General features: G+C 72.6%; 20 protein-coding genes. 9 read left to right on the top strand and 11 right to left on the bottom strand.

Annotated elements, in window-relative coordinates; all coding sequences use genetic code 11:
• Nucleotides 1-6: 6 nt before the first annotated feature.
• Nucleotides 7-1,413 carry an aminotransferase-like domain-containing protein gene (locus M4D53_RS15675; protein WP_259954942.1) on the bottom strand — a complete coding sequence of 469 codons (1,407 nt, stop codon included), beginning with the start codon at nt 1,411-1,413 and terminating at the stop codon, nt 7-9.
• Between M4D53_RS15675 and M4D53_RS15670 the strand changes: the two genes are divergently transcribed.
• The gene (locus M4D53_RS15670) at nt 1,412-2,386 is read left to right on the top strand and encodes a DMT family transporter (RefSeq protein ID WP_259954940.1); all 975 of its coding nucleotides are present in this window, start codon (nt 1,412-1,414) and stop codon (nt 2,384-2,386) included. The genes M4D53_RS15675 and M4D53_RS15670 overlap by 2 nt on opposite strands.
• On the top strand, nt 2,359-2,952 hold the full coding sequence (locus M4D53_RS15665) for an FMN-binding negative transcriptional regulator (protein WP_259954939.1): 594 nt from the start codon (nt 2,359-2,361) through the stop codon (nt 2,950-2,952). The genes M4D53_RS15670 and M4D53_RS15665 overlap by 28 nt, the downstream gene beginning before the upstream one ends.
• Before the next feature lie 71 nt (nt 2,953-3,023).
• Here the strand turns inward: M4D53_RS15665 and M4D53_RS15660 are convergent, their stop codons facing one another.
• The gene (locus tag M4D53_RS15660; protein ID WP_259954937.1) at nt 3,024-4,172 is read right to left on the bottom strand and encodes an SLC13 family permease; all 1,149 of its coding nucleotides are present in this window, start codon (nt 4,170-4,172) and stop codon (nt 3,024-3,026) included.
• 280 nt (nt 4,173-4,452) lie between these two features.
• Here M4D53_RS15660 and M4D53_RS15655 point away from each other — a divergent pair, with 280 nt between their 5' ends.
• Genes M4D53_RS15655 through M4D53_RS15630 form a run of 6 tightly spaced genes read left to right on the top strand, consistent with a single transcriptional unit; the run spans nt 4,453 to nt 12,364 of the window.
• Entirely contained in the window at nt 4,453-4,542 is a 90-nt protein-coding gene (locus M4D53_RS15655) for a potassium-transporting ATPase subunit F (RefSeq protein ID WP_036292752.1), read from the top strand.
• Entirely contained in the window at nt 4,542-6,218 is a 1,677-nt protein-coding gene (gene kdpA / locus M4D53_RS15650; protein WP_259954934.1) for a potassium-transporting ATPase subunit KdpA, read from the top strand. Before M4D53_RS15655 ends, kdpA begins: the two co-directional genes overlap by 1 nt.
• Before the next feature lie 2 nt (nt 6,219-6,220).
• Nucleotides 6,221-8,512, top strand: a complete 2,292-nt coding sequence (kdpB, locus tag M4D53_RS15645; protein ID WP_259954932.1) for an HAD-IC family P-type ATPase — start codon at nt 6,221-6,223, stop codon at nt 8,510-8,512.
• Nucleotides 8,513-8,532: 20 nt separating this feature from the next.
• Nucleotides 8,533-9,138: a potassium-transporting ATPase subunit KdpC gene (gene kdpC / locus M4D53_RS15640; protein WP_259954931.1), complete on the top strand. Its 606-nt coding sequence runs from the start codon at nt 8,533-8,535 to the stop codon at nt 9,136-9,138.
• A complete protein-coding gene (locus tag M4D53_RS15635; RefSeq protein ID WP_259954930.1) occupies nt 9,135-11,696 on the top strand; it encodes an ATP-binding protein in 2,562 nt (853 codons plus the stop codon). The genes kdpC and M4D53_RS15635 overlap by 4 nt, the downstream gene beginning before the upstream one ends.
• On the top strand, nt 11,693-12,364 hold the full coding sequence (locus M4D53_RS15630) for a response regulator (protein WP_259954929.1): 672 nt from the start codon (nt 11,693-11,695) through the stop codon (nt 12,362-12,364). Before M4D53_RS15635 ends, M4D53_RS15630 begins: the two co-directional genes overlap by 4 nt.
• Here M4D53_RS15630 and M4D53_RS15625 read toward each other — a convergent pair.
• Nucleotides 12,361-13,176, bottom strand: a complete 816-nt coding sequence (locus tag M4D53_RS15625; RefSeq protein ID WP_259954928.1) for a TspO/MBR family protein — start codon at nt 13,174-13,176, stop codon at nt 12,361-12,363. The genes M4D53_RS15630 and M4D53_RS15625 overlap by 4 nt on opposite strands.
• Before the next feature lie 85 nt (nt 13,177-13,261).
• Complete coding sequence (locus M4D53_RS15620) at nt 13,262-13,828, bottom strand: TetR/AcrR family transcriptional regulator (protein WP_187663042.1); 567 nt, start codon at nt 13,826-13,828, stop codon at nt 13,262-13,264.
• A gap of 95 nt (nt 13,829-13,923) precedes the next feature.
• Between M4D53_RS15620 and M4D53_RS15615 the strand changes: the two genes are divergently transcribed.
• Nucleotides 13,924-14,766, top strand: coding sequence for an alpha/beta fold hydrolase (locus tag M4D53_RS15615; protein WP_259954927.1), 843 nt, complete (start codon nt 13,924-13,926; stop codon nt 14,764-14,766).
• A gap of 70 nt (nt 14,767-14,836) precedes the next feature.
• Here M4D53_RS15615 and M4D53_RS15610 read toward each other — a convergent pair whose 3' ends face one another.
• From M4D53_RS15610 to M4D53_RS15580, 7 genes are read right to left on the bottom strand one after another with little or no spacing between them, the layout of a single operon-like run.
• On the bottom strand, nt 14,837-16,915 hold the full coding sequence (locus tag M4D53_RS15610; protein WP_259954926.1) for an iron ABC transporter permease: 2,079 nt from the start codon (nt 16,913-16,915) through the stop codon (nt 14,837-14,839).
• Nucleotides 16,912-17,943: an ABC transporter substrate-binding protein gene (locus M4D53_RS15605; RefSeq protein ID WP_259954925.1), complete on the bottom strand. Its 1,032-nt coding sequence runs from the start codon at nt 17,941-17,943 to the stop codon at nt 16,912-16,914. The genes M4D53_RS15610 and M4D53_RS15605 overlap by 4 nt, the downstream gene beginning before the upstream one ends.
• A 24-nt stretch (nt 17,944-17,967) precedes the next feature.
• Nucleotides 17,968-18,807, bottom strand: coding sequence for an ABC transporter ATP-binding protein (locus M4D53_RS15600; RefSeq protein WP_259954923.1), 840 nt, complete (start codon nt 18,805-18,807; stop codon nt 17,968-17,970).
• Between the two features lies 1 nt (nt 18,808).
• Entirely contained in the window at nt 18,809-19,765 is a 957-nt protein-coding gene (locus tag M4D53_RS15595) for a siderophore-interacting protein (RefSeq protein ID WP_259954921.1), read from the bottom strand.
• Complete coding sequence (locus M4D53_RS15590) at nt 19,755-20,555, bottom strand: ABC transporter ATP-binding protein (RefSeq protein WP_025104024.1); 801 nt, start codon at nt 20,553-20,555, stop codon at nt 19,755-19,757. The genes M4D53_RS15595 and M4D53_RS15590 overlap by 11 nt, the downstream gene beginning before the upstream one ends.
• Nucleotides 20,552-21,625, bottom strand: a complete 1,074-nt coding sequence (locus tag M4D53_RS15585; protein ID WP_259954919.1) for a FecCD family ABC transporter permease — start codon at nt 21,623-21,625, stop codon at nt 20,552-20,554. The genes M4D53_RS15590 and M4D53_RS15585 overlap by 4 nt, the downstream gene beginning before the upstream one ends.
• The gene (locus M4D53_RS15580) at nt 21,622-22,611 is read right to left on the bottom strand and encodes a FecCD family ABC transporter permease (RefSeq protein ID WP_259954918.1); all 990 of its coding nucleotides are present in this window, start codon (nt 22,609-22,611) and stop codon (nt 21,622-21,624) included. Before M4D53_RS15580 ends, M4D53_RS15585 begins: the two co-directional genes overlap by 4 nt.
• Nucleotides 22,612-22,720 lie beyond the last annotated feature (109 nt).

The raw sequence follows: 22,720 nt of genomic DNA, 5'->3' as shown, positions 1-22,720 counted from the left end.
CGACGGTCAGGTTCCGGCGAGGATCGCGCCGAGGATCGCCGCAGCCTCGGGGAAGCGGGACGGGTCGGCGCTCGCGTAGTTGAGCCGTACGTACGCCCCCGACGGCTCGGCGGGGAACCACTCACTCCCCGGCGCGATGACCAGGCCGCGCGCCGCGCACTCGCGGACGACCGCGGCGGCGTCGGTGCCGTCCGGCAGCCGCAGCCAGAGGTTCAGCCCGCCGACCGGCACGGCCTCCACCAGCGCGGTCGGCGCCTGCGCGGCCAGGCACGACAGCAGGAGATCGCGCCGCGAACGCAGCTGCTCGCGGAAGCCGCGGAGGTGCGTGCGCCAGGCCGGCTGGGTCACCACGTCGAGCGCGGCCGCCTGCAGGAGGCCGCTGACATACATCGACTCCGCCGCGCGATCGGCGAGGATGCGGTCCCTGGCGGGACCGCGCGCGATCACCGCCGCCACCCGCAGGGACGGCGACACGCTCTTCGTCAGCGAGCGCAGGTAGACCACGTGACCGTCGTGGTCGGAGGCCGCCACGGGACGGGGCTCGGCGTCGATGCCCAGGTCGTGCGCCCAATCGTCCTCGATGAGGAAGGCCCCGTGGCGACGGACCGCGTCGAGGACGGCCTCCCCGGTCGCCGCCGGCCACTGCGCACCGGTGGGGTTCGCGAACGTGGGCTGCGCGTAGAACGCCCGGGCTCCGGTCTCGGCGAGCGCCCTGTCGACCGCGTCCGGATCCGGACCCTGCGGACCGGAGGGGACGGGAACGAGCACGACCCCCGCCTGCTCCGCCGCGAGCAGGGCACCCCAGTACGTCGGCGACTCGATGAGCAGCGGCCGGCCGACGCCGACGACCGCCCGGAAGATGGAGCTCAGTCCGCTCTGACTCCCGGAGATGATGACGGCGTCGCGGGCGGTCGGCACCGTGATCCCGGCCGGGGCCGCCGCGGCCAGCTCCGCCGCGAACCACTCCTGCAGTCCGGGCTCGCCGGCCGCGGGAGAGCGGGTGAGAGCGGACGCGGTCCGGGAGGCGCGCACCAGGGCCTGCCGGACGAGCCGCTCGGGGAGGAGATCCGGAGCGGGATACCCGGAGTGCAACCCGATCGCGTCCGGCGAGGTCGGGCGCTGCGCCGAGGAGAGACCGTCCAGGCGCACGGCGGCCGCGCCAAGAGCCCCGGCCTGCCAGCTGTAGTCCGCCGGCAGGACCGTGCGCGCCGCGCGGACGAAGGTGCCGACCCCGGGTCGCGCCTCGACGAGCCCGAGGCGGACGAGCTGCTGCACCGCCTTCTGCACGGTCACGGGGCTCGCGGCGTACTCGGCCGTCAGCGCGCGGTTGGAGGGGAGGCGGGCGCCGGGTGCGGCGGCGGCGACCCAGGTCCGGAGGCCGGCCACGATGCGTGCGGTGCTATCCTGACTCATGAAAGAACACAGTAGCGTTATCCGTCCGAACGGAACACTGCTATCCCGCGCCGCCGGTCCCGCCTGGGGCCTCCTGGGCGTCGTCGCCTTCTCGTTCACGCTCCCGTTCACCCGGATCGCGCTCGGCGGCGGACTCTCGCCGCTGTTCATCGGCTCCGCCCGCGCGGTCGTCGCCGCTGTGCTCGCCGCACTCGTCCTCCTCGTCACACGCCAGCAGCCGCCGAACCCGGCCCAGTGGGCGCGACTCGCGATCGTCGCCCTCGGAGTGGTCGCCGGCTTCCCCCTGCTGACCTCGTTCGCCATGATCACCACGCCCGCGAGTCACGGCGCGGTCGTGATCGGCCTCCTGCCGGCCGCGACCGCGGTCGCCGTCGTGCTGCGCACCCGGGAGCGCCCGTCCCCCTCGTTCTGGGTCTTCGCACTCCTCGGCGCCGCCGCGGCCCTCGTCTTCGCGACGCTGCAGAACGGCACGCCCGGCGCGCTCCGCCCCGCCGACCTCCAGCTGTTCGGGGCCGTGATCGCCGCGGCCGTCGGCTACGCGGAGGGCGGCCTGCTCGCGCGCGAGCTCGGTGCCTGGCAGACGATCTCCTGGGCACTCGTGCTCGCCGCTCCCGTCATGCTCGCGGTGGCCATCGCCGCCGGGGTCGCCGCACCGCCCGTCGCCACCCCCACCGCCTGGCTCGCGTTCGGCTACCTGGCCGCGGTCAGCATGTTCCTCGGATTCTTCGCCTGGTACCGCGGCCTCGCGATGGGACCCATGGCACAGGTGAGCCAGATCCAGCTCGTGCAGCCCGTCATGGGCATCACCTGGGCATCCTTCCTCTTCCACGAGGACGTCGGCCTGGCCACGGTGCTCGGCGGAGTCGCGGTCGTCGTGTGCGCCGGACTCGCCGTCCGCACCCGCAGTTCTCCCCCCACCCCCACCCCCACCCGACAGGAGGCGCCATGCGTCACACCCCCCGCTACCTCATGACCGACCCGGAGGAGGTCAAGCGCCTCATCCGCGCGCACCCGTGGGCGACGTTCGTCTCGCCGACCTCCACCGGTCTCGTCGCCTCGCACTACCCCGTTCTGCTCGACGAGGACGAGGACGGCATCGTGCTCGTGACCCACTTCGGACGCCCCGACGACGAGCTCCACGAGCTCGGACGACACGAGGTCCTGGTGATCATCCAGGGGCCGCACGACTACGTGTCCTCGAGTCTGTACGCGCCGGGAGACCTCGTCCCGACCTGGAACCACGTCACCGCGCACCTCTCCGGCGCCCCCGAGATCCTGACCGCGGAGGAGAACTACGCCATGCTCACCCGGCTCACCGACCACTTCGAGGGTGGGCAGCCCCACGGGCGGAGCCTCGCGGAGGACGAACCGGGCACCCGGAGGGCCGCGAAGGGCACGGTCGGCTTGCGGCTCCGGGTCACCCGGTTCGACGCCCGCGCCAAGCTCAGCCAGAACAAGGCCCCCGAGGTGCGCGAGCGCATCGCCGCCCGCTTCGACGCCGCTCACCCCGCGCTGGCCGCCGAGATGCGTCGCGTCTGACCCCCGTTCGAATCGCGCACTGTTCTCCATCTCGGCCGGATATGCAGCACAGTGCGCGATTCGAAACGGGGTCAGAGGACGAGCGTGGCCAGGACGACGGTGGGCACCGCGGCGACGGCCCCCCAGAGCGCGAAGCGGCCCCAGCGGATCTCGACCCCGAGCGCCGTCACGCGATGGTGCCAGAGGAGCGTCGCCAGCGAGGCCCACGGCGTGATGAGCGGACCGAGGTTCACACCGATCAGCAGGGCCATCAAGGCGACCGGGTCCCCTGCCGCGGGTTCGAGCACGAGGTAGGCCGGGAGGTTGTTGATCGCGTTCGCGCTCACGGCTCCCAGCGCCGCGAGCCGGAAAAGGTCGCCGAGAGAGTCGCCCTTCGCGGTCGGTGAGGTCAGGAAGTCGAGCAGCCCCTGCGCGTGCGCGGACTCGACCAGGACGAACAGCGACGCGGCGAGCGCGAGCGCCTGCCACGGGACGAGGGACAATCGCAGGGCGTGGCGACGACGGACGGCGAACAGCGCGATCAACGCGAGAGCCGCGACCGTGGCGGGGATCCACACGTCGTGGGTGAGCGCGAGCAGCGGCATCAGCACGACGAGGATGCCGGTGGCGCTCCAGAACAGCGTCGGATCGGCGGGGCGTCGGGGCTCGGGCATCTCATACGTGCCGAAGACCGTGCGCCGCTGCAGGACGGTGAGGATCGCGACCGGCACCAGGATCCCCACGAGCGTGGGCGCCCAGCTCAGCGCGATGAACGCCCCCGGCCCTTCCCCCATCGCGGGCGCGGCGAGCAGGTTCGTGAGGTTCGAGACCGGCAGGGCGAGGGACGCGGTGTTGGCGAGCCAGACGGTGGCCAGGGCGAACGGCAGCGGGGAGACGCCGATGCTCTGCGCCAGCACGACGACCACGGGCGTGACGATCACGGCGGTCGTGTCGAGCGAGAGGAACACGGTGCTCACCACGGCGAGCACGACCACCAGCGCCCACAGCACCACCACGCGGCCGCGACCCCAGCGCGCGAGGCGCTGCGAGACGACGTCGAACACCGCCGCGTCACGGGCGAGCTCGGCGACGATCGTGATCGCGACGACGAACCCCAGCACGGGCGCGATCCGGTCCCCGAGCGCACCGGCGTCCGTGCGCGGCAGGAACCCCGTGAGCACGCACACGAGCGCGGCCACCACGAGCCCGGCGACGATCCCCGTCCCCGTCCCGATCCGCATCCTTCTGATCCCCACCTCGTGAGCATAGGGCCGACGCCCCCTTTCGAATCGCGCACCTGGCTGCATCGGCGGCGGGTTTGGGACCAGGTGCGCGATTCGAAGGCCGTCTCCGTGAGCAACCCGCATGCATCCGGGGGGTGGGCGTAGGGGAAACGTGAGGATCGAGGGATGCGGCGGGGCGGCGCAGTTGGATCGAGGACGTGCTCGACATCATCTACCTCGCGCTGACCCTGGCGCTGTTCGCCCTCGTGTCCCTCATCGCCAAGGCGGTGGACCGCGCATGATCGTCTTCGAGATCCTCGCCGCGGTCCTCGCCGTCGCCGCGGTCGTCTACCTGGTCGTGGCGCTCGTCGCCCCGGAGCGCTTCTGATGGACGCGACGGTCCTGTACGGCGTCCTCCAGATCACGGCCGTCGTGGTCGTACTCGTGCTCCTCTACCGCCCCCTCGGCGACTACATCGCGCACGTCTACACCTCCGGCCGCGACCTGCGCGTCGAGCGCGCGCTCTACCGGCTGATCGGCGTCGACCCCCGCTCCGAGCAGACCTGGCGCGCCTACGCCCGCAGCGTGCTGCTGTTCTCGCTCGTCGGACTCCTGCTCGTCTACGGACTGCAGCGGCTCCAGGCCTTCCTCCCCGCCGCGCTCGGCCTGCCCGCCGTGCCGGAGGGACTCGCGTTCAACACCGCCGCGTCCTTCGTCGCGAACACCAACTGGCAGTCGTACTCGCCCGAGCAGACCATGGGCTACACGGTGCAACTCGCGGGCCTCACGGTGCAGAACTTCGTCTCCGCCGCCGTCGGCCTCACCATCGCCATCGCTCTCGTCCGCGGGCTCGCGCGCCGCGGCTCCGCGACGATCGGCAACTTCTGGGTCGACCTCACCCGCGGCCTGGGGCGGCTGCTCCTCCCGCTCGCCCTGATCGGCGCGGTGGCCCTGCTCGCGGGCGGCGTGATCCAGAACGTGAACGGCTTCACCGACGTCGCCACGGTCTCCGGCGGCACGCAGACGATCCCCGGCGGTCCGGTCGCGTCGCAGGAGGCCATCAAGCTGCTCGGCACCAACGGCGGCGGCTTCTTCAACGCGAACTCCGCCCACCCCTTCGAGAACCCGACCGGGTGGACGAACCTCCTCGAGGTGCTGCTGATCCTGGTGATCCCGTTCGCCCTCCCCCGCGCGTTCGGCCGACTGGTCGGCGACCACCGGCAGGGCTACGCGATCGTCGCGGTCATGGGCACCCTGTTCCTCGCCTCGCTCGCCGCGCTCTCGGCCCTGGAGCTGGCGGGACGCGGTTCCGCCCCCGAGCTCGCCGGGGCGGCGATGGAGGGCAAGGAGCAGCGCTTCGGCATCCTCGGCTCGACCCTCTTCGGCAGCGCGAGCACCCTCACCTCGACCGGGGCCGTGAACTCGATGCACGACTCGTACACCGCGCTCGGCGGCATGATGCCGATGCTGAACATGATGCTCGGCGAGGTCGCTCCGGGCGGCGTCGGCTCCGGTCTGTACGGGATGCTCGTGCTCGCGATCGTCGCGGTCTTCGTCGGCGGGCTGCTCGTCGGCCGCACCCCGGAGTGGCTCGGGAAGCGCATCGGACCGCGGGAGATGACCCTCGCGAGCCTCTACATCCTCGTGGTCCCGGCGCTCGTCCTCGGCGGCACGGCCCTGAGCTTCGCGATCCCCGGGATCCGGGAGGACGTGGAGTCCACGAGCATCCTCAACCCGGGCGTGCACGGCATGAGCGAGGTGCTCTACGCGTTCACCTCCGCCGCGAACAACAACGGCTCCGCGTTCGCGGGGCTCACCGCGAACACTCCGTGGTTCAACACCGCCCTGGGCGTCGCGATGCTGCTCGGGCGCTTCCTCCCGATCGTGCTCGTGCTGGCTCTCGCCGGGTCGTTCGCCGCGCAGGAGCGGGTGCCGGCCACGACCGGCACGCTCCCCACCCACCGGCCGCAGTTCGTCGGCCTGCTCCTCACCGTGACCGTCGTCGTGACGGCCCTCACCTACTTCCCCGTGCTCGCACTGGGACCGCTCGCCGAAGGACTCTGACCATGACCCTCCTCACCACCCCTCCCGAACAGCAGGACGCCCCTGCCGTCCCCGCCCGTCCGCCGCGCTCCTTCGGCGGCGCCCAGCTCGTGCAGGCGCTCCCCGGTGCCGTCCGGAAGCTCAACCCCGCGACGCTCGTCCGCAACCCCGTGATGCTCCTCGTCTGGGTCGGCGCCGCGTTCACGACCGTCCTCGCGATCGCGGAGCCCTTCCTCGGCGCGCCCGCCTCCTCCGGCGGCACCCCCGTCCCGGCGGCGTTCACCTGGGGCATCGCGCTCTGGCTCTGGCTGACCGTGTTCTTCGCGAACGTCGCGGAGTCGGTCGCCGAAGGGCGCGGCAAGGCCCAGGCCGCGAGCCTGCGGAACACCCGCACCCAGACGATGGCGCGACGGGTGGTGGGCCCTTCGACAGGCTCAGGGACCCAGAACATCGGCTCGGGGACCCAGGGGGACGCCGGGTGGGTCGCCGAGCTCGTCGAAGCGCCGACGGAGACGGTGTCGTCGGCGGAGCTGCAGCGCGACGACCTCGTGATCGTCTCCGCGGGCGAACTGATCCCGGGCGACGGCGACATCGTCGCGGGCATCGCGACGGTCGACGAGTCGGCCATCACCGGCGAGAGCGCCCCCGTCGTCCGCGAGTCCGGCGGCGACCGCAGTGCTGTCACCGGCGGCACCCGGGTGCTGTCGGACCGGATCGTCGTGCGCATCACGTCGAAGCCCGGCGAGACGTTCGTCGACCGCATGATCGCCCTCGTCGAGGGGGCGAGCCGACAGCGCACCCCAAACGAGATCGCGCTGAACATCCTCCTCGCGAGCCTGTCGATCGTCTTCGTCGTCGTGGTCCTCGCGCTGAACCCGATCGCGTCGTACGCCGCGTCGCCCGTGAGCATCCCTGTCCTCATCGCCCTGCTCGTCTGCCTCATCCCGACCACCATCGGCGCCCTCCTCTCCGCCATCGGCATCGCGGGCATGGACCGGCTCGTGCAGCGGAACGTGCTGGCGATGTCGGGGCGGGCGGTGGAGGCCGCGGGCGACGTCACCACGCTGCTCCTCGACAAGACCGGCACCATCACCCACGGCAACCGCCGCGCCCACGCCGTGCTGCCGCTCACCGGGGTGGACGCCGAGGAGCTGCTGCGCACCGCCGCCCTCTCCTCGCTCGCCGACCCGACGCCGGAGGGCGCATCGATCGTCGAACTCGCCGCCGCCCGCGGGATCCGGGTGGAGGCGCCGGCGGACGCCGTCGTCGTCCCGTTCACGGCGCAGACGCGCATGAGCGGTCTCGACCTCGCCGACGGCACGCAGATCCGCAAGGGTGCCGCCTCGGCCGTGGCGGCCTGGCTGGGGCAGACCCCCGGCCCCGAGCTCGCGACCCTCACCGACGACGTCGCCTCGGGCGGCGGCACGCCCCTCGTCGTCGCGGTGCAGGGCCCTTCGGCAGGCTCAGGGACCCAGCCGGACTCAGGCCCGTCGACAGGCTCAGGGACCCAGCCGGACTCAGGCCCTTCGACAGGCTCAGGGACCCACTCCGATTCCGGGACCCAGGCTGTGGACGCGCGGATCCTCGGGGTCGTGCACCTCAAGGACATCGTCAAGGACGGCCTCCGAGAGCGGTTCGACGAGCTGCGCAGCATGGGCATCCGCACGGTCATGATCACCGGAGACAACCCCCTCACCGCGAAGGCCATCGCGGCCGAGGCCGGCGTCGACGACTACCTCGCCGAGGCCACCCCGGAGGACAAGCTCGACCTCATCCGCCGGGAACAGGAGGGCGGACGTCTCGTCGCGATGACCGGGGACGGCACGAACGACGCTCCCGCGCTCGCCCAGGCCGACGTCGGCGTCGCGATGAACACGGGCACCTCGGCGGCCAAGGAAGCCGGCAACATGGTCGACCTCGACTCCGACCCGACCAAGCTCATCGACATCGTCCGCATCGGGAAGCAGCTGCTCATCACCCGCGGCGCGCTGACGACGTTCTCGCTCGCGAACGACATCGCGAAGTACTTCGCCATCATCCCGGCGATGTTCATGGGGGTGTTCCCCGGACTCGCGGCGCTGAACATCATGCAGCTGCACTCCCCGGCCTCCGCGGTCACGAGCGCGATCATCTTCAACGCCATCGTGATCGTGTTCCTCATCCCGCTCGCGCTGCGCGGCGTGAAGTACCGGCCGGCGAGCGCCTCGCAGATCCTGCAGCGGAACCTGCTCGTCTACGGCCTCGGCGGCGTCATCGCCCCGTTCGTCGGCATCAAGCTCATCGACCTCCTCGTCAGCCTCCTCCCCGGCTTCTGACCGGGCCTGAAAGGAACGCCATGTCGTCCACCACCCGCACCACGATGCGCACCGCCGGTGTCGCCGTCCGCGCGATGCTCGTCCTCACCCTCGTCCTCGGCGTCGGGTACACGCTGCTCGTCACCGGCATCGGCCAGCTCCTCCTCCCCGCACAGGCGAACGGCTCGATGCTCCCCGGCGACCGGGGCAGCGCGCTCCTCGGCCAGTCCTTCACGGATGCCGACGGTGAAGCCCTGCCCGAGTACTTCCAGTCCCGCCCCTCGGCGGCCGGCGACGGGTACGACGGGGCGTCGTCCGGCGGCAGCAACCTCGGGCCGGAGAACCCCGACCTCGTCGCCGCCATCGCCGCGCGGAAGGCCGAGGTCGCCGCCAGAGAGGGCGTCGATCCGTCCGCGGTCCCCGCGGATGCCGTGACCGCGTCCGGCTCCGGCCTCGACCCGCACATCAGCGTCGCGTACGCCCTGCTCCAGGTGCCGCGGGTGGCCGCCGCCCGCGACCTGTCCGAAGACGAGGTGCGGGCCCTCGTGGAGTCTAGGATTCAAGGGCGGGACCTGGGGTTCCTCGGCGAGGAGCGCATCAACGTCGCGGAGCTGAATCTCGCACTCGACGACCGGGAGGGTGCATGAGCGCAGAGCGGCCGCCGCGCCCCGCGACGGACCGGAACCGCCGCGGACGACTGCGCGTCCTCCTCGGCGCCGCGCCGGGCGTCGGGAAGACCTTCGAGATGCTCGCCGAGGGTCGGCGACTCCGCGAGGAAGGCCGCGACGTGGTCATCGCGATCGTGGAGACCCACGGCCGTGCGGCCACGGCCGCCCTCACCTCCGGCCTGCCCGAGGTGCCGCGGCGCGAGGACGCCCATCGCGGGGTCACCCTCTCCGAGCTCGACCTCGATGCGGTGCTCTCCCTCGCCCCGGAGATCGCTCTGGTGGACGAGTTCGCGCACACGAACGCCCCCGGCTCGCGGAACCCCAAGCGCTGGCAGGACGTCGAGGAGCTGCTGGACGCGGGGATCGACGTCGTCACCACCGTGAACGTGCAGCACATCGAGTCGCTGAACGCGGTCGTGGAGAAGATCACCGGGATCGCCCAGCGCGAGACCATCCCGGACGCGGTCGTCCGCGCCGCCGACGAGATCGAGGTCGTCGACCTCGCACCGCAGACGCTCCGCGACCGGCTCGCCGCAGGTCTCGTCTACCCCGCTGAGCGGGTCGACGCCGCCCTCTCGCACTACTTCCGGCTCGGCAACCTCACCGCCCTGCGGGAGCTCGCCCTGCTGTGGCTCGCCGACGAGGTCGACAGCGCGCTCCGCAGCTATCGCGCCGAACAGGGCATCGCGGGAGCCTGGCAGGCGCGCGAGCGGGTGGTCGTCGCCCTCACCGGCGGCCCGGAGGGCGAGACGCTGCTGCGCCGCGGGGCCCGCATCGCCGCACGCTCCGCCGGCGGGGAGCTGCTCGCCGTGCACGTGACCGCCCAGGACGGACTGCGCGACGAGACCCCCGGCGCCCTCGCCGCGCAGCGCTCCCTCGTCGAGTCCCTCGGCGGCACGTACCACCAGGTGGTCGGGGACGACATCCCGGCGACGCTCGTCGAGTTCGCGCAGAGTGCCGACGCCACGCAGCTCGTGATCGGGGTGAGCCGGCGCGGCCGCCTCGCCGCCGCCCTCACCGGGCCGGGGATCGGCGCCGAGGTCATCCGCCGCTCGGGCGACATCGACGTGCACATCGTGACCCACGCCGCGGCGGGCGGCCGGCTCGCCCTCCCCCGCATCACCGGCGGTGCGCTCGGCTGGCGTCGGCAGGCGCTGGGCTTCGGCGTGGCCCTCGTGTTCGGCCCGCTGCTGTCCTGGCTGATGTTCACCGTCCGCAGCCCCGAGTCGATCACGGCGGAGGTGCTCGCCTACCAGCTGCTCGTCGTGGTGGTCGCCCTCATCGGCGGCATCCGTCCCGCCGTGTTCGCGGCGGTGCTCTCCGGCATCACCCTCGACTTCCTCTTCGTCGCCCCGCTGTTCACGATCACGATCGCGCACCCGCTGCACGTGCTCGCGCTCACCCTCTATGTCATCATCGCGATCCTCGTGAGCCTCATCGTCGACCAGGCCGCCCGCCGGGCGCGGACCGCGCAGCGGGCGACCGCCGAGGCGGAGCTCCTCGCGGCCGTCGCCGGGAACGTGCTCCGCGGCGACAACGCCGTGCTCGCCCTCGTCAGCCGCACGCGGGAGGCGTTCGGGCTGAGCGGGGTGCGGCTGCTCACCCCCTCCGGCGAGGTGCTGGCCAGCGACGGCGAGCCGGTACCGGACGGCCGCGCCACCACCATCCCGGTCGGGGTCGCGTCCGGTGGCGGCCCGCGCGCCGTGCTGGAGCTCAACGGGGAGCCGATCGCCGGTCCGGAGCGCCGACTGCTCGACGCGATCGTCGCCCAGCTCTCCGCCGCCATCGAGCACACCGATCTCCGCGCGACCGCGCGGGAGGCGGAAGCCCTCGCCGAGACCGACCAGGTCCGCAGCGCCCTGCTCTCCGCCGTCAGTCACGACCTGCGCCGACCGCTGGCCTCGGCGGTCGCCGCGATCGGCGGGCTCCGCGGCGCGCACGGCCTGTCCGCGGAGGACCGCGCGGAGCTGCTGGAGACCGCGGACGAGAGCCTCGCGACCCTCTCCGCCCTCGTCACCGATCTCCTCGACGTGAGCCGCGTGGAGGCGGGAGTGCTCGCGGTCTCGGCCCAGCGGATCGACGCGGCCGGCCCCGTGCTCGCCGCGGTGGACGAGCTCGGTCTCGGCCCCGCCGACGTCGAGCTCGCCCTGGACCCCGACCTGCCGCCGCTGCACGCGGACCCCGTGCTCTTGCAGCGGGTACTCGTGAACGTGCTCGCCAACGCCCACCGTCACGCTCCCGACGGCAGTCGCGTGCTCGTGTCGAGCAGTCGGCTGGGGGATCGGGCGGAGCTCCGGATCATCGACCGCGGCGAGGGCATCGCGCCGGAACGCCGCGATGCCGTCTTCCAGCCGTTCCAGCGTTTCGGCGACACCGACAACACAGCGGGGCTCGGGCTCGGGCTCGCCCTGTCGCGCGGTTTCACGGAGGGCATGGGCGGTAGCCTGACTCCGGAGGACACCCCAGGGGGCGGACTCACCATGGTCATCTCCCTGCCGCTCGCCGCAGGGTCTTCCGACACGGAGGGGACGGAGTGAAGCTCCTCATCGCCGACGACGACCCGCAGATGGTGCGGGCGCTGCGGATCACCCTCGCGGCGCACGGCTACGAGGTCGTCGTGGCCGCCGATGGCGCCGCCGCGATCGCCGCCGCAGCGCAGAGCCATCCCGACCTCATCATGCTCGACCTCGGCATGCCCCGGCTCGACGGCATCGAGGTGATCCAGGCCCTCCGCGGCTGGACGAGCGTGCCCATCATCGTCGTGTCGGGGCGGACGGGCTCGGCCGACAAGGTGGAGGCGCTGGACGCGGGGGCGGACGACTTCGTCACGAAGCCCTTCCAGGTGGATGAACTGCTGGCCCGGCTGCGGGCGCTCTCCCGCCGCGCGGTCGCCGCGAACGGGGAGTCCGTGGTCGCGTTCGGGGATGTCGTCGTCGACCTCGCCACGAAGACCGTGACCCGCGCCGGCGCCCGGGTGCACCTCACGCCGACCGAGTGGCGGATGCTCGAGCACCTCGCGCGGCATCCGGGCGCGCTGGTGACCCGGCAGGATCTCCTCAAGGAGATCTGGGGCAGTGCCCAGGTGTCCGACTCCGGCTACCTGCGGCTGTACATGTCCCAGCTCCGCAAGAAGCTGGAGCGCGAGCCTTCGACGCCCGTCCACCTGCTGACGGAGTCGGGAATGGGCTACCGGCTGGTCCTCTAGCGACCGAGCGGCGCGCGATCGTGCGTGCCCGCGATGCGACGCCGACGGAGGACCGCCACGACACCGACGACGACGAGCAGGACGGCCACGATGATCGCGGTAACGGCGGTGGGCGTGCTCTCCGGCTCGCCCGTGAGACGCCCGACCGCGAGCCAGCTCAGACCCCAGGCGGTCGCGAGCGCCGGCGCGAGGCGTCCGGTGAACCAGGCCGATGCGGCGCCGATCACCAGCACGACCACGAGCACGGCGACGGCCCAAGCGTCGGGGGCACCCGCTCCGATCTCCGGGACCGTCTGGGTGAGCCAGGCGGCGGTGTTGGCGACCGTCGCGATGGTGACCCAGCCGAAGTGCAGGCCGTTGGCCCCGTCGGTGAGGAGGCGATCAGCGAGATTGCGGGCGGGGAACCGGCCGAGGAGCACGATGACGCGGGCGAGCGTCGCGAGCAGGAGCGCGATCACGAGCACGGTCAGCCACAGCGTCAGGTAGCGCGCGGTCACGAGCCAGAGGCCGTTGAGCACCATCGAGAGGGCGATCCAGCCGCCGACCGCCTGCTGTCGCTCGTCGCGGCGCTGCGCGGGGAGCGCCTGCCACACGGTGTAGGCGAGGAGTCCCACATAGATGAGCGACCAGATCGAGAAGGCCGGTCCGGCGGGGGCGAGGTACGAGCCTTGGGCCGAGAGCGCGCCGTTCTGCAGCTCATCGACGGAGTCACCGCCGAAGGCGCCGGCGCCGATGGCCGCGGCGATCAGCATGAACACGGCGGCGGCGATCACGAGGCTCTGGCGGGCGATGCCCTTCGTCGAGGTCTCCATGCCCGCACCCTACGCCGGACGGGGACGGAAGGAAGTGGCCTTGACAGTGCCCCTTCGTTTCGCTAACCAGGTTAGCGAATGGGCATCAGGCCGGAGCGAGGGCGGCGTCGATCAGGACCTCGGCGGCGCGGCGTGCGTGCACGGCGGCCTCCGGGTCGGCGCCGATGGCCGCGGTGCTCTGCGCGCCCTCCGCGAGGAGAGAGAGCTGGGCGGCCAGGCCCACCGGGGCGCCGGTCGCCGCGACGAGCTCCGCCATGTACTGCTGGAACGACGCCTTGTGCGCGCGGACGATGCCGGCGACCTCGGGACTCGTGCCCCCGAGCTCGCCGAATGCGTTGATGAAGGCGCAGCCCCGGAACCCGTCGCTGCAGAACCAGTCCTCCAGGTAGCCGTAGACCGCGAGGAGGCGGGCGCGCGGGTCGTCGCCGCTCTGCGCCACGGCGGCGGTGAGCCCCTGCTCCCACTCGGCGTGCTTCCGCGTCAGCACCGCCGCGACGATGTCCGTCTTCGCCGGAAACAGCGAATAGAGGCGCCGCAGCGACACCCCGGCGGCGGACCGGAGCTCGTCCATGCCGACCGCCGCATAGCCCTTGCGGTAGTAGAGCTCCTCCGCGGCGGAGAGGATGCGTTCGCGCGCCTCGTCTTCGGTCATGTCCAGAAGTCTACTTGACATGAGAACGAACGTTCTCTAGATTGATCACATCAGGCGAGAACGATCGTTCTCACCGGCATCGGAAGGAACACATCATGGGTTACATCACCGTCGGCACCGAGAACACCACCCCGATCGAGCTCTACTACGAAGACCAGGGCAGCGGTCAGCCCGTCGTGCTGATCCACGGCTACCCGCTCAACGGGCACAGCTGGGAGCGCCAGACCCGCGAGCTCCTCGCCCAGGGGTACCGCGTCATCACGTACGACCGCCGCGGCTTCGGACAGTCCTCCAAGGTCGGCTCCGGCTACGACTACGACACCTTCGCCGCCGATCTGAACACCGTGCTCGAGACCCTCGACCTCCGCGACGTCGTGCTCGTCGGCTTCTCCATGGGCACCGGCGAGCTCGCCCGCTACGTCGGCCGCTACGGCCACGAGCGCGTCGCGAAGCTCGCCTTCCTCGCGTCGCTCGAGCCCTTCCTCGTGCAGCGCGACGACAACCCCGAGGGCGTGCCGCAGGGGGTCTTCGACGGGATCGAGGCCGCCGCCAAGGGCGACCGCTACTCCTGGTTCACCCAGTTCTACAAGGACTTCTACAACCTCGACGAGAACCTCGGCACGCGCATCAGCCAGCAGGTCGTCGACGCGAACTGGAACCTGTCCGTCACCAGCGCCCCGGTCGCCGCCTACGCCGTGGTCCCGACCTGGATCGAGGACTTCCGCGACGACGTGAAGGCCGTGGCCGCCGCTGCCAAGCCCACGCTGATCCTGCACGGCACGAAGGACAACATCCTGCCGATCGACGCGACCGCCCGCCGCTTCCGCCAGGCCGTGCCCGAGGCCGAGTACGTCGAGGTCGAGGGCGCCCCGCACGGCCTCCTCTGGACCCACGCCGACGAGGTCAACGCCGCCCTGACGCAGTTCCTGGCCCGGTAACCCTCGTTCGAATCGCCCGAATGGCCCCATTTCCTCCGGAGATGGGGCCATTCGGGCGATTCGAAGCGGGTCAGCGGGAGCGCCAGAGCAGCCAGACGAAGTACGGGGCACCGATCAGCGCGACCACGAGACCCGCCGGAAGCTGCGCGGGGGCGATCACCGTCCGGCCGATCGTGTCCGCGATGCCCACGAGCAGCCCGCCGAGGAGCACCGCCGTCGGGATCACTCGCGAGTGCCGCGCGCCCACCAGGGCCCGCGCCGCGTGCGGCGCCACGAGCCCCACGAAGCCGATGACCCCGATCGCCGTCACGCTCAGCGCCGCGAGGACGGCCGCCACCAGCAGCAGCGTCAACCGGACGGGCTCCAGCCGGATGCCGACCAGTCGCGGGGTGTCCTCATCGAGCGACAGCACGTCGAGCTCCCGGCGACTCATCACCACGAACGGCACCGCGATCACGAGGACGATCGCCAGCGGGATGACCTGCTCCCACACCCGCCCGTACGTCGTCCCGGAGAGCCAGGTGTAGATCTTCGGGGTGTCCCACGGGTTCGAGCGCAGCAGGAAGAAGGTCGTGAGGGAGACCGTGAAGTACGAGACCCCGATGCCGATGAGCAGGAAACGGTCCGCGTTCAGGCCGCCCCGCCACGACAGCAGGTAGACGAGGGCGAAGGCGAGCAGCGAGCCGGGGACGGCTCCCGCGATCATCCCGCCCGTCGACGACGTGATGCTCGTGATCACCAGCACCGCGCCGAGCCCGCCGCCGCCGGTGACGCCGAGGATGCCCGGGTCGGCGAGCGGGTTGCGGCTCACCCCCTGGATCACGGCGCCGGAGAGCGCGAGCGCGGCGCCGGCGACCACGGCGGCCACGATCCGCGGCGCGCGCTCGTCGAGGGCGAAGGCGATGGGCGCGGGAGCCTGCCCCTGCAGCCATAGCGCGATGTCGCCGGTGAGCAGCCAGGTGTGCCCGGCGAGCAGTCCGAGCAGCAGCACCCCGACCACGCCGAGGGCGACGAGGGCGAGGGTGATCCGGAAGCGCAGGCGGCTGCGCACCCCGAAGCGCACCCGCGGAGGCTCGCGCGTGGCACCGGCGTCGCGGAGGCGTCGGGCCATGAGCACGAGCACGATCGCGCCGAGCAGCGTCGTCGCGACGCCGGTCGGGATGAGGATCGCGGCCTCCGCGCCGATCAGCGCGCGCAGGAGGGCGTCGGAGAGGATGACGACGAGGGCGCCGAGGAGCCCCGACGCGGGGATCAGCAGCAGATGGCGGTTCAGGCTCGGCACCACCCGCGTCAGCAGCCGCGCGAGCACCGGCGCACACAGCCCGACGAAGCCCATCGGCCCGGCGAGCGTCACCGCGACCGCCGTGAGGGTGACCGCGAGGAGGATCCCGATGGTCCTGGTCGACCGGATCGGCACGCCGAGCGACGAGGCGGTGTCGTCGCCCAGGGACAGGATGTCGAGGCGCCGCGCGAGCACGAGGGCCAGCACCGTGACGACCACGACGACCGGAGCCGCCTGCAGGAACGCGGTGAGTCCGAGCTGCGACAGGCTCCCGCTCCCCCAGGCGAGCAGTCCCTTGGTCTCCTCGTCGAACAGGATGAGCAGGGTCGAGGTCGCGGCCTGGAAGGCGAGCGCCAGCGCAGAGCCCGCGAGGATGAGGCGGGTCGTGGACGACCCCGCCCCTCCGGCGAGTCCGAGCACGATGCCCGCGGCGACGATGCCGCCCGCGAACGCCACCGCCCCGGAGGCCCACACCGGCACGGCGATCCCGAACGTGGCGAGCGCCGTGACGGCGAGGTAGGCCCCGGCGGTCACGCCGAGCGTGTCGGGTGACGCGAGGGCATTGCGGGCGAGGGACTGCAGCAGGATGCCGGCGACGCCGAGGGCCACGCCCACCGCGACGCCGGCGGCGAGCCGCGGCACCCGCGATCCCCAGAGGACGTCGGCGCCAGCGAACACTGCGCCGCTCGTGCCCTGCGTGAGGTGCCAGCAGGCGACCGCCACCAGCACGACGGCGAGAGCGACGAGCACGCCGACGCCCGTCCACACCGCGGGCTTCCGACCCTCCGCCCCCACGCGGACGGCGGACGCCGGGGCGTCAGGCTCCGCGGTCGCCGTCGCGTCGTCGAGGCGGAGGGTCTCCGTCACTTCGAGAGCACCTCGAGGTAGCCGTCGATGATCTGCGCGGTCGAGCGCGGGCCGCCGAAGGTCCAGATACCTGCCGGGAACGCGGTCAGGCGGTCCTCCGCCACCGCGGGAAGCGAGGTCCACGCGGGGTTGTCCGCGAGGGCGTCGACGAAGCTCTCGGAATCCGGGTCCGCGGTGCCGGTGTAGAACAGGTTCGCGTCGCCGACCGTCGTCATGCCCTCGACATCGGTCTGCCCGAGGCCGTACACGGGGTCGACCTCGCCGGTCCAGGCGTTCGTCAGCCCGAGCTCCTCGCCCACCTCGCCGACGAGCGAACCCTGGCCGAACGGACGCAGCGCCACGTTGCCGCCGTCGACCCAGCCGTCGAAGAACACGAAGTCGGTGGTGGCGAGGTCGCGGTCGGCGAGCTCGGCCTTCGCGGTGTCGAGGTGCTCCTGGAACTCCTCGGTGACGACGTCGGCCCGCTCCCCGCGGCCGGTGACCTGGGCGATGAGGTCGAAGGTGTTCAGCATCTTGGTGATCGGGTCCTTCGCATCGGCGCCGATCGTCGCGAGCACGGGCACGTCGTAGGCCTCGAGCTGCGCGACGATGGGGTCGTCCGCGGCACTGACCTCGACGATCACGAGGTCGGGGTCGGTGCCGAACAGCGTCTCCAGGTTCGGCTCCTGGCGGGTGCCCACGTCGACGACGCCCTCCGGCAGCTCCTCCGCGGTGACCCAGGTGCTGTACCCCTCGGCGTCGGCCACCGCGACCGGCGTCACGCACAGCGACAGGGCGTCCTCGATCTGCTGCCACTCGAGCACCGCGATCCGCTCGGCCGGCGTGTCGAGCTCGACCGTGCGTCCGAGGTCGTCGGTGACGGAGACCGCCCCGGTCGAGGTGCTCGTGGTGTCGTCCGTGCAGCCCGCGCTCGTCGAGGTCGGGGCGTCCGATCCCTCGGCGGACGGCGTCTGCGTGGTGCCGCAGCCGGCGAGCGCGAGGGTGAGGGCGCCGCCGAGGGCGAGCACGGCGAGGGAGGTCTTCTTCATCGGTGGTTCCTTCAGGGGTCGGGATCAGGAGGCGGAGGGGGCGCGGAGGCGACCGTGGTGGCGACCGCGCGGACGCACCCGCACCAGCCCGGTCTCCTCGTCGAGGGCGGTGTCGATGCGCAGGCCGTACACGTGCGAGAGGTTCTCGCCGGTGAGCACTTCGGCGGGCGCCCCCGCCGCGTGGACCCGGCCGCGGTGCATCAGCACGACGTCGTCGGCGACCGAGGCGGCGTGGTCGAGGTCGTGCAGCACGACGCCGAGCGCGGTGCCGTGGTCGTCGGCGAGCTCCCGCACCAGGTCGAGGGTCTCCACCTGGTAGCGCAGGTCGAGGTGGTTGGTCGGCTCGTCGAGCAGCAGCACCCCGGTGTCCTGGGCGAGTGCGGTCGCCAGCCAGACGCGCTGCAGCTCGCCGCCGGAGAGCTGGTCGACCGGACGGGCGGCCATGGCGGAGAGGCCGGTGAGGGCGAGGGCGCGCGCCACGGCCGCTCGGTCGGCGTCGCTCACGCCGGAGAACCGTCCGCGGTGCGGGTGGCGGCCGTAGGCGACGACGTCGGAGACCTCGATCCCGGACGGGTGCGGCCGGGACTGCGACAGCATCGCGACGGTCTTCGCGAACTCCTTGGCGGAGAGGGCGGCGGCGTCGCGCGACTCCGCGCCGCCGACGCGCACGGTCCCCGCCTCGATGCGGTGCAGCCGCGCGAGAGCGCGGAGGACGGTCGACTTGCCGCTGCCGTTCGGTCCGATCAGCGTGGTCACCCGGCCCGGCGCGAGGCGCAGGGATACGTCGTGCACGACCCGGGTGCGGCCGTAGCCGAGGACGAGGGACTCCCCCTCCAGGCTGTGGCGATCGATGGCCTCGGTCATCTCAGCCCCGCATCGCGACGCCGCGGCGCCAGTAGCCCATGAAGGCGACCTGCGCGCGATCGACGCCGAGGTCCTTCACGAGGTGCCGACGCAGCGTCGTCACGACACCGCTCTCGCCCGCGATCCAGAAGTAGCGGCCGGCGCGGTCGTCCTCACGGGGGATCTCCTCCCCCAGGCTCGAGTACTCGGGGGTCTCCCACAGGAGGTCCTCCCCCTCGATGTCGGTGACCCGGATCTCGTCCCCGGCGTCGTCATCCCCCAGATACTCGAGCACCGCGGGGATTAGGCGAAGGCCGTGCGGCTCGCCGATGTCGCGCGGGAGCCAGTGCACGTCGACCCCGGCCGGCACGTCGATCGCGAGCACGTCGGCGGGCGACGGCACCTCGATGAAGGCGACGCCGCGGAGGTCGCGCGGGGCGTCCTCCAGGATGCGGGCGATGGCGGGGGCCGCGGTCTCATCCCCGACGAGGACCACCGAGGTCGCCGCCCCCGGCGCGTACTCCGCCCCGCCGTGCGCGACGACGCCCCGGCGCGGGCCGACCAGCCACAGCTCCTGCCCCACTGCGGCGGTGCTCGCCCACCGCGAGGCCGGGCCGGTGAGTCCGGGCTCGAGGTGCAGCACGAAGTCGATGTCGACCTCGGTGCGGCCGTCGTCGGCGACCCGCAGCTCGCGCACGGAGTAGGTGCGCATCGAGCCGCGTTCCTCCTCCGGGACGGCGAGGTACGAGCCCCACCAGTCGTACGTCGACCGATCGATCTCGGCGAGCACGCCGGACGCGGGCGGGAAGACGAGCTTGACCCGGCTGTCGTAGACCTCCCCTGGCGTCCCCAGCTCGCTGAGCTCCTCGCCGCCGAGCGTCACCCGCACGAACGACGGGGAGACGCGGTCGACGCCGCGCACCTCGGCGCGGGTGAGGATGTAGGTCGGGCGCTCGGTCGTGGTGGATTCAGCGGACATGATGCCTTCCGATGGGGGTGACCATCGGCTTGCCGGAGACCGGGTCGATGGTGATCTGATTGGGGAGGCCGAAGACCTCCTGCACGAGCTCGGCGGTGACGACGTCCTGCGGGGCGCCGATCGCGTGCACGCGGCCGTCCTTCATGGCCACCAGCTCGTCGGCGTAGCGTGCGGCGAGGTTGAGGTCGTGCAGCACCATGACGATCGTGGTGCCGCGCGCGACGCTGAGGTCGGTGAGCAGGTCGAGCACCTCGACCTGGTGGGCGACGTCGAGGAACGTCGTCGGCTCGTCCAGCAGCAGGATGTCGGTCTCCTGCGCGAGGGCCATCGCGATCCAGACGCGCTGCCGCTGACCGCCGGAGAGCTCGTCCACGCTGCGGTCGGCGAGGTCGCTGATCCCGGTCGCGTCCAGGGCGTCGGCGACGACCTCGTAGTCGTGCGCACTCCACCGCGACAGTGCCCGCTGATGGGGATGACGCCCGCGACCGACGAGGTCCGCGACGGCGATGCCCTCGGGGGCCACGGGCGACTGCGGCAGCAGACCGAGGATGCGCGCGACCTCCTTCGTGGGGCGGGCGTGGATGGACTTCCCGTCGAGCACGACCTCCCCGTCCCCCGGCGACAACAGCCGGGCGAGGGCGCGCAGCAGCGTCGACTTGCCGCAGCCGTTGGCGCCGACGATCGTGGTGATCTTCCCCGGCGCGATCTGCAGGTCGAGGCCCTCGACCACGGTGCGGTCGCCGTAGGAGAGGGTGACCCCTTCGGCGGACAGGCGGTGGGCGGCGGTCACAGCGAGCCTCCGGTGCGGTTTGTGCGGATGAGCAGGTAGATGAGGTACGGCGCGCCGACGACGCCGGTGACCACGCCGACCGGGTAGCGCGCGCCGAGCGCAAACTGGGCGATGAGGTCGCCGCCGAGCACGAGCACCGCGCCGACGAGGCCGCTGGGCAGCAGCAGCGTGGCACCGGGACCGGTGAGCCGCGCGGCGATGGGTCCGGCCATGAACGCGACGAAGGCGATCGGCCCGGTGGCGGCGGTCGCGAAGGCGAGGAGGGCCACGGCGCCGAGGATGAAGACGAGGCGCGTGGCGGTGACCCGCACGCCGAGCCCCGCGGCGGAGTCGTCTCCGAGCTGGAGCGTGCCCAGCGCCCGGCCCTGCGAGAGCAGCAGCGGCACGAGGATCGCGGCGGCGATCGCCATCGGCAGCACCCGCTCCCATGACGCGTTGTTGAGGCTGCCGGTGAGCCACTGCATCGCGGTCTGGATGTCCCAGTTCGCGGCCCGGGACAGCAGGTAGGAGATGACGCTCTGCAGCATCGCCGCGACGCCGATCCCGATGAGGATGAGGCGGGTGCCCGCGAAGCCGCCCTTGATGGCGAGGAGGTAGATCGCCAGCGCGGTGACGAGGGCACCGACGAGCGCGAGGAGCGAGACGGCGGGGCCGTTGAGCGAGAGCACGACGATGCCGAACACCGCGGCCGCGCCGGCCCCGTTCGAGATGCCGATGATGTCCGGCGAGGCGAGCGGGTTGCGCAGCATGGTCTGGAACGTCACGCCCGCCATGCCGAACGCGAGGCCGGTGAGGACGGCGAGGACGGCGCGCGGCAGGCGCAGGTCGCCGACGGTGAACGACGCACCGGGCACCGTCTCGCCGAGGATCACGCGGACGACCTCGTCGAGCGGGTAGAACGTGTTGCCGACCATGAGCGCCACCGTGAAGAGCACGACCACGACGGCCCCGAGCGCGACGGTGACCACGGCATGACGGCGGTGGCGTGCCCGGCGGCCGGCGATGACACGCGCGGTGCGGGCGGCGGCGGACTCGTCGCCGCGGACGAGGGTGTGCTCGGTCGTGCTCACAGCTCCCGCACCTTCTGTCGGCGGACGATCCAGATGAAGAACGGCGCCCCGATGATCGCCGTGATGATACCCACCTGGATCTCCTCGGAGGACGGCGAGATCACGCGTCCGACGATGTCGCTCGCGGTGAGCAGCGCGGCGCCGGCGAGGGCCGAGAACGGCAGCAGCCAGCGGTGGTCTGTGCCCACGAGCATCCGGCACATGTGGGGGACGATGAGCCCGACGAACCCGATCGGCCCCGCGATCGCCGTCGCCGCGCCGGCCAGGATGACCGCACCGAGGGCCGACAGCATCCGGGTGCGCAGCACGTGCTCGCCGAGCCCCTTGGCCATGTCGTCGCCGAGGGCGAGGGAGTTCATGCCCCGTGCGCACAGGAAGCAGATGAGGGCGCCGACCGCGAGGACCGGCGCGGTGATCGCGATCCGCGGCCACTCCGCCCCGCCGACGCCGCCGATCTGCCACGACTGGAACGTCTGCAGCAGGTCGACCCGCGGCAGCATGACCGCGCTGATGAGCGAGGCGAACGCGGCGGAGGTCGCCGCCCCCGCGAGGGCCAGCTTGAGCGGGGTGGCCCCGCCACGGCCGAGGGAGCCGACGGTGTAGACGAACACGGCGGCCGCCGCGGCGCCGACGATCGCGAAGGCCATCTGCCCGTAGGGATTGCTGAGTCCGAAGAACGCGATGCCGAGGACGACCGCGAACGAGGCGCCGTTCGAGACCCCCAGGAGGCCGGGGTCGGCGACGGGGTTGCGGGTGACGGCCTGCATCGTCGCTCCCGCGAGGGCGAGGGCCGCCCCCACGAGGAGCGCGAGCACCGTGCGGGGGATGCGCTTGACGACCGCGGCCTGAGCGATCGTGTCCGACTGCCCGGAGAGCGCCGCGAGGATGTCGTCGAGGGTGACCGCCCGCACCCCGAACGACACCGAGAGCACGACGAGCACGAGGATCACACCGACCCCGGCGAGCAGCCAGAGGGTGCGTACCACCGCCGGGCGCCGGCCGGGGGGGGGGGGGGGGGGGGGGGGGGGGGGGGGGGGGGTGGGCGGGGGGGGGGGGGGGGGGGGGGGGGGCGCCCCGGGGGCCCGGGGGGGGGGG

The organism is Microbacterium meiriae, from assembly GCF_025143875.1.
GTDB classification, from domain to species: domain Bacteria; phylum Actinomycetota; class Actinomycetes; order Actinomycetales; family Microbacteriaceae; genus Microbacterium; species Microbacterium meiriae.
Note: the sequence above shows the minus strand (reverse complement) of the source record. Positions and strands in the feature narration are given on the sequence as shown.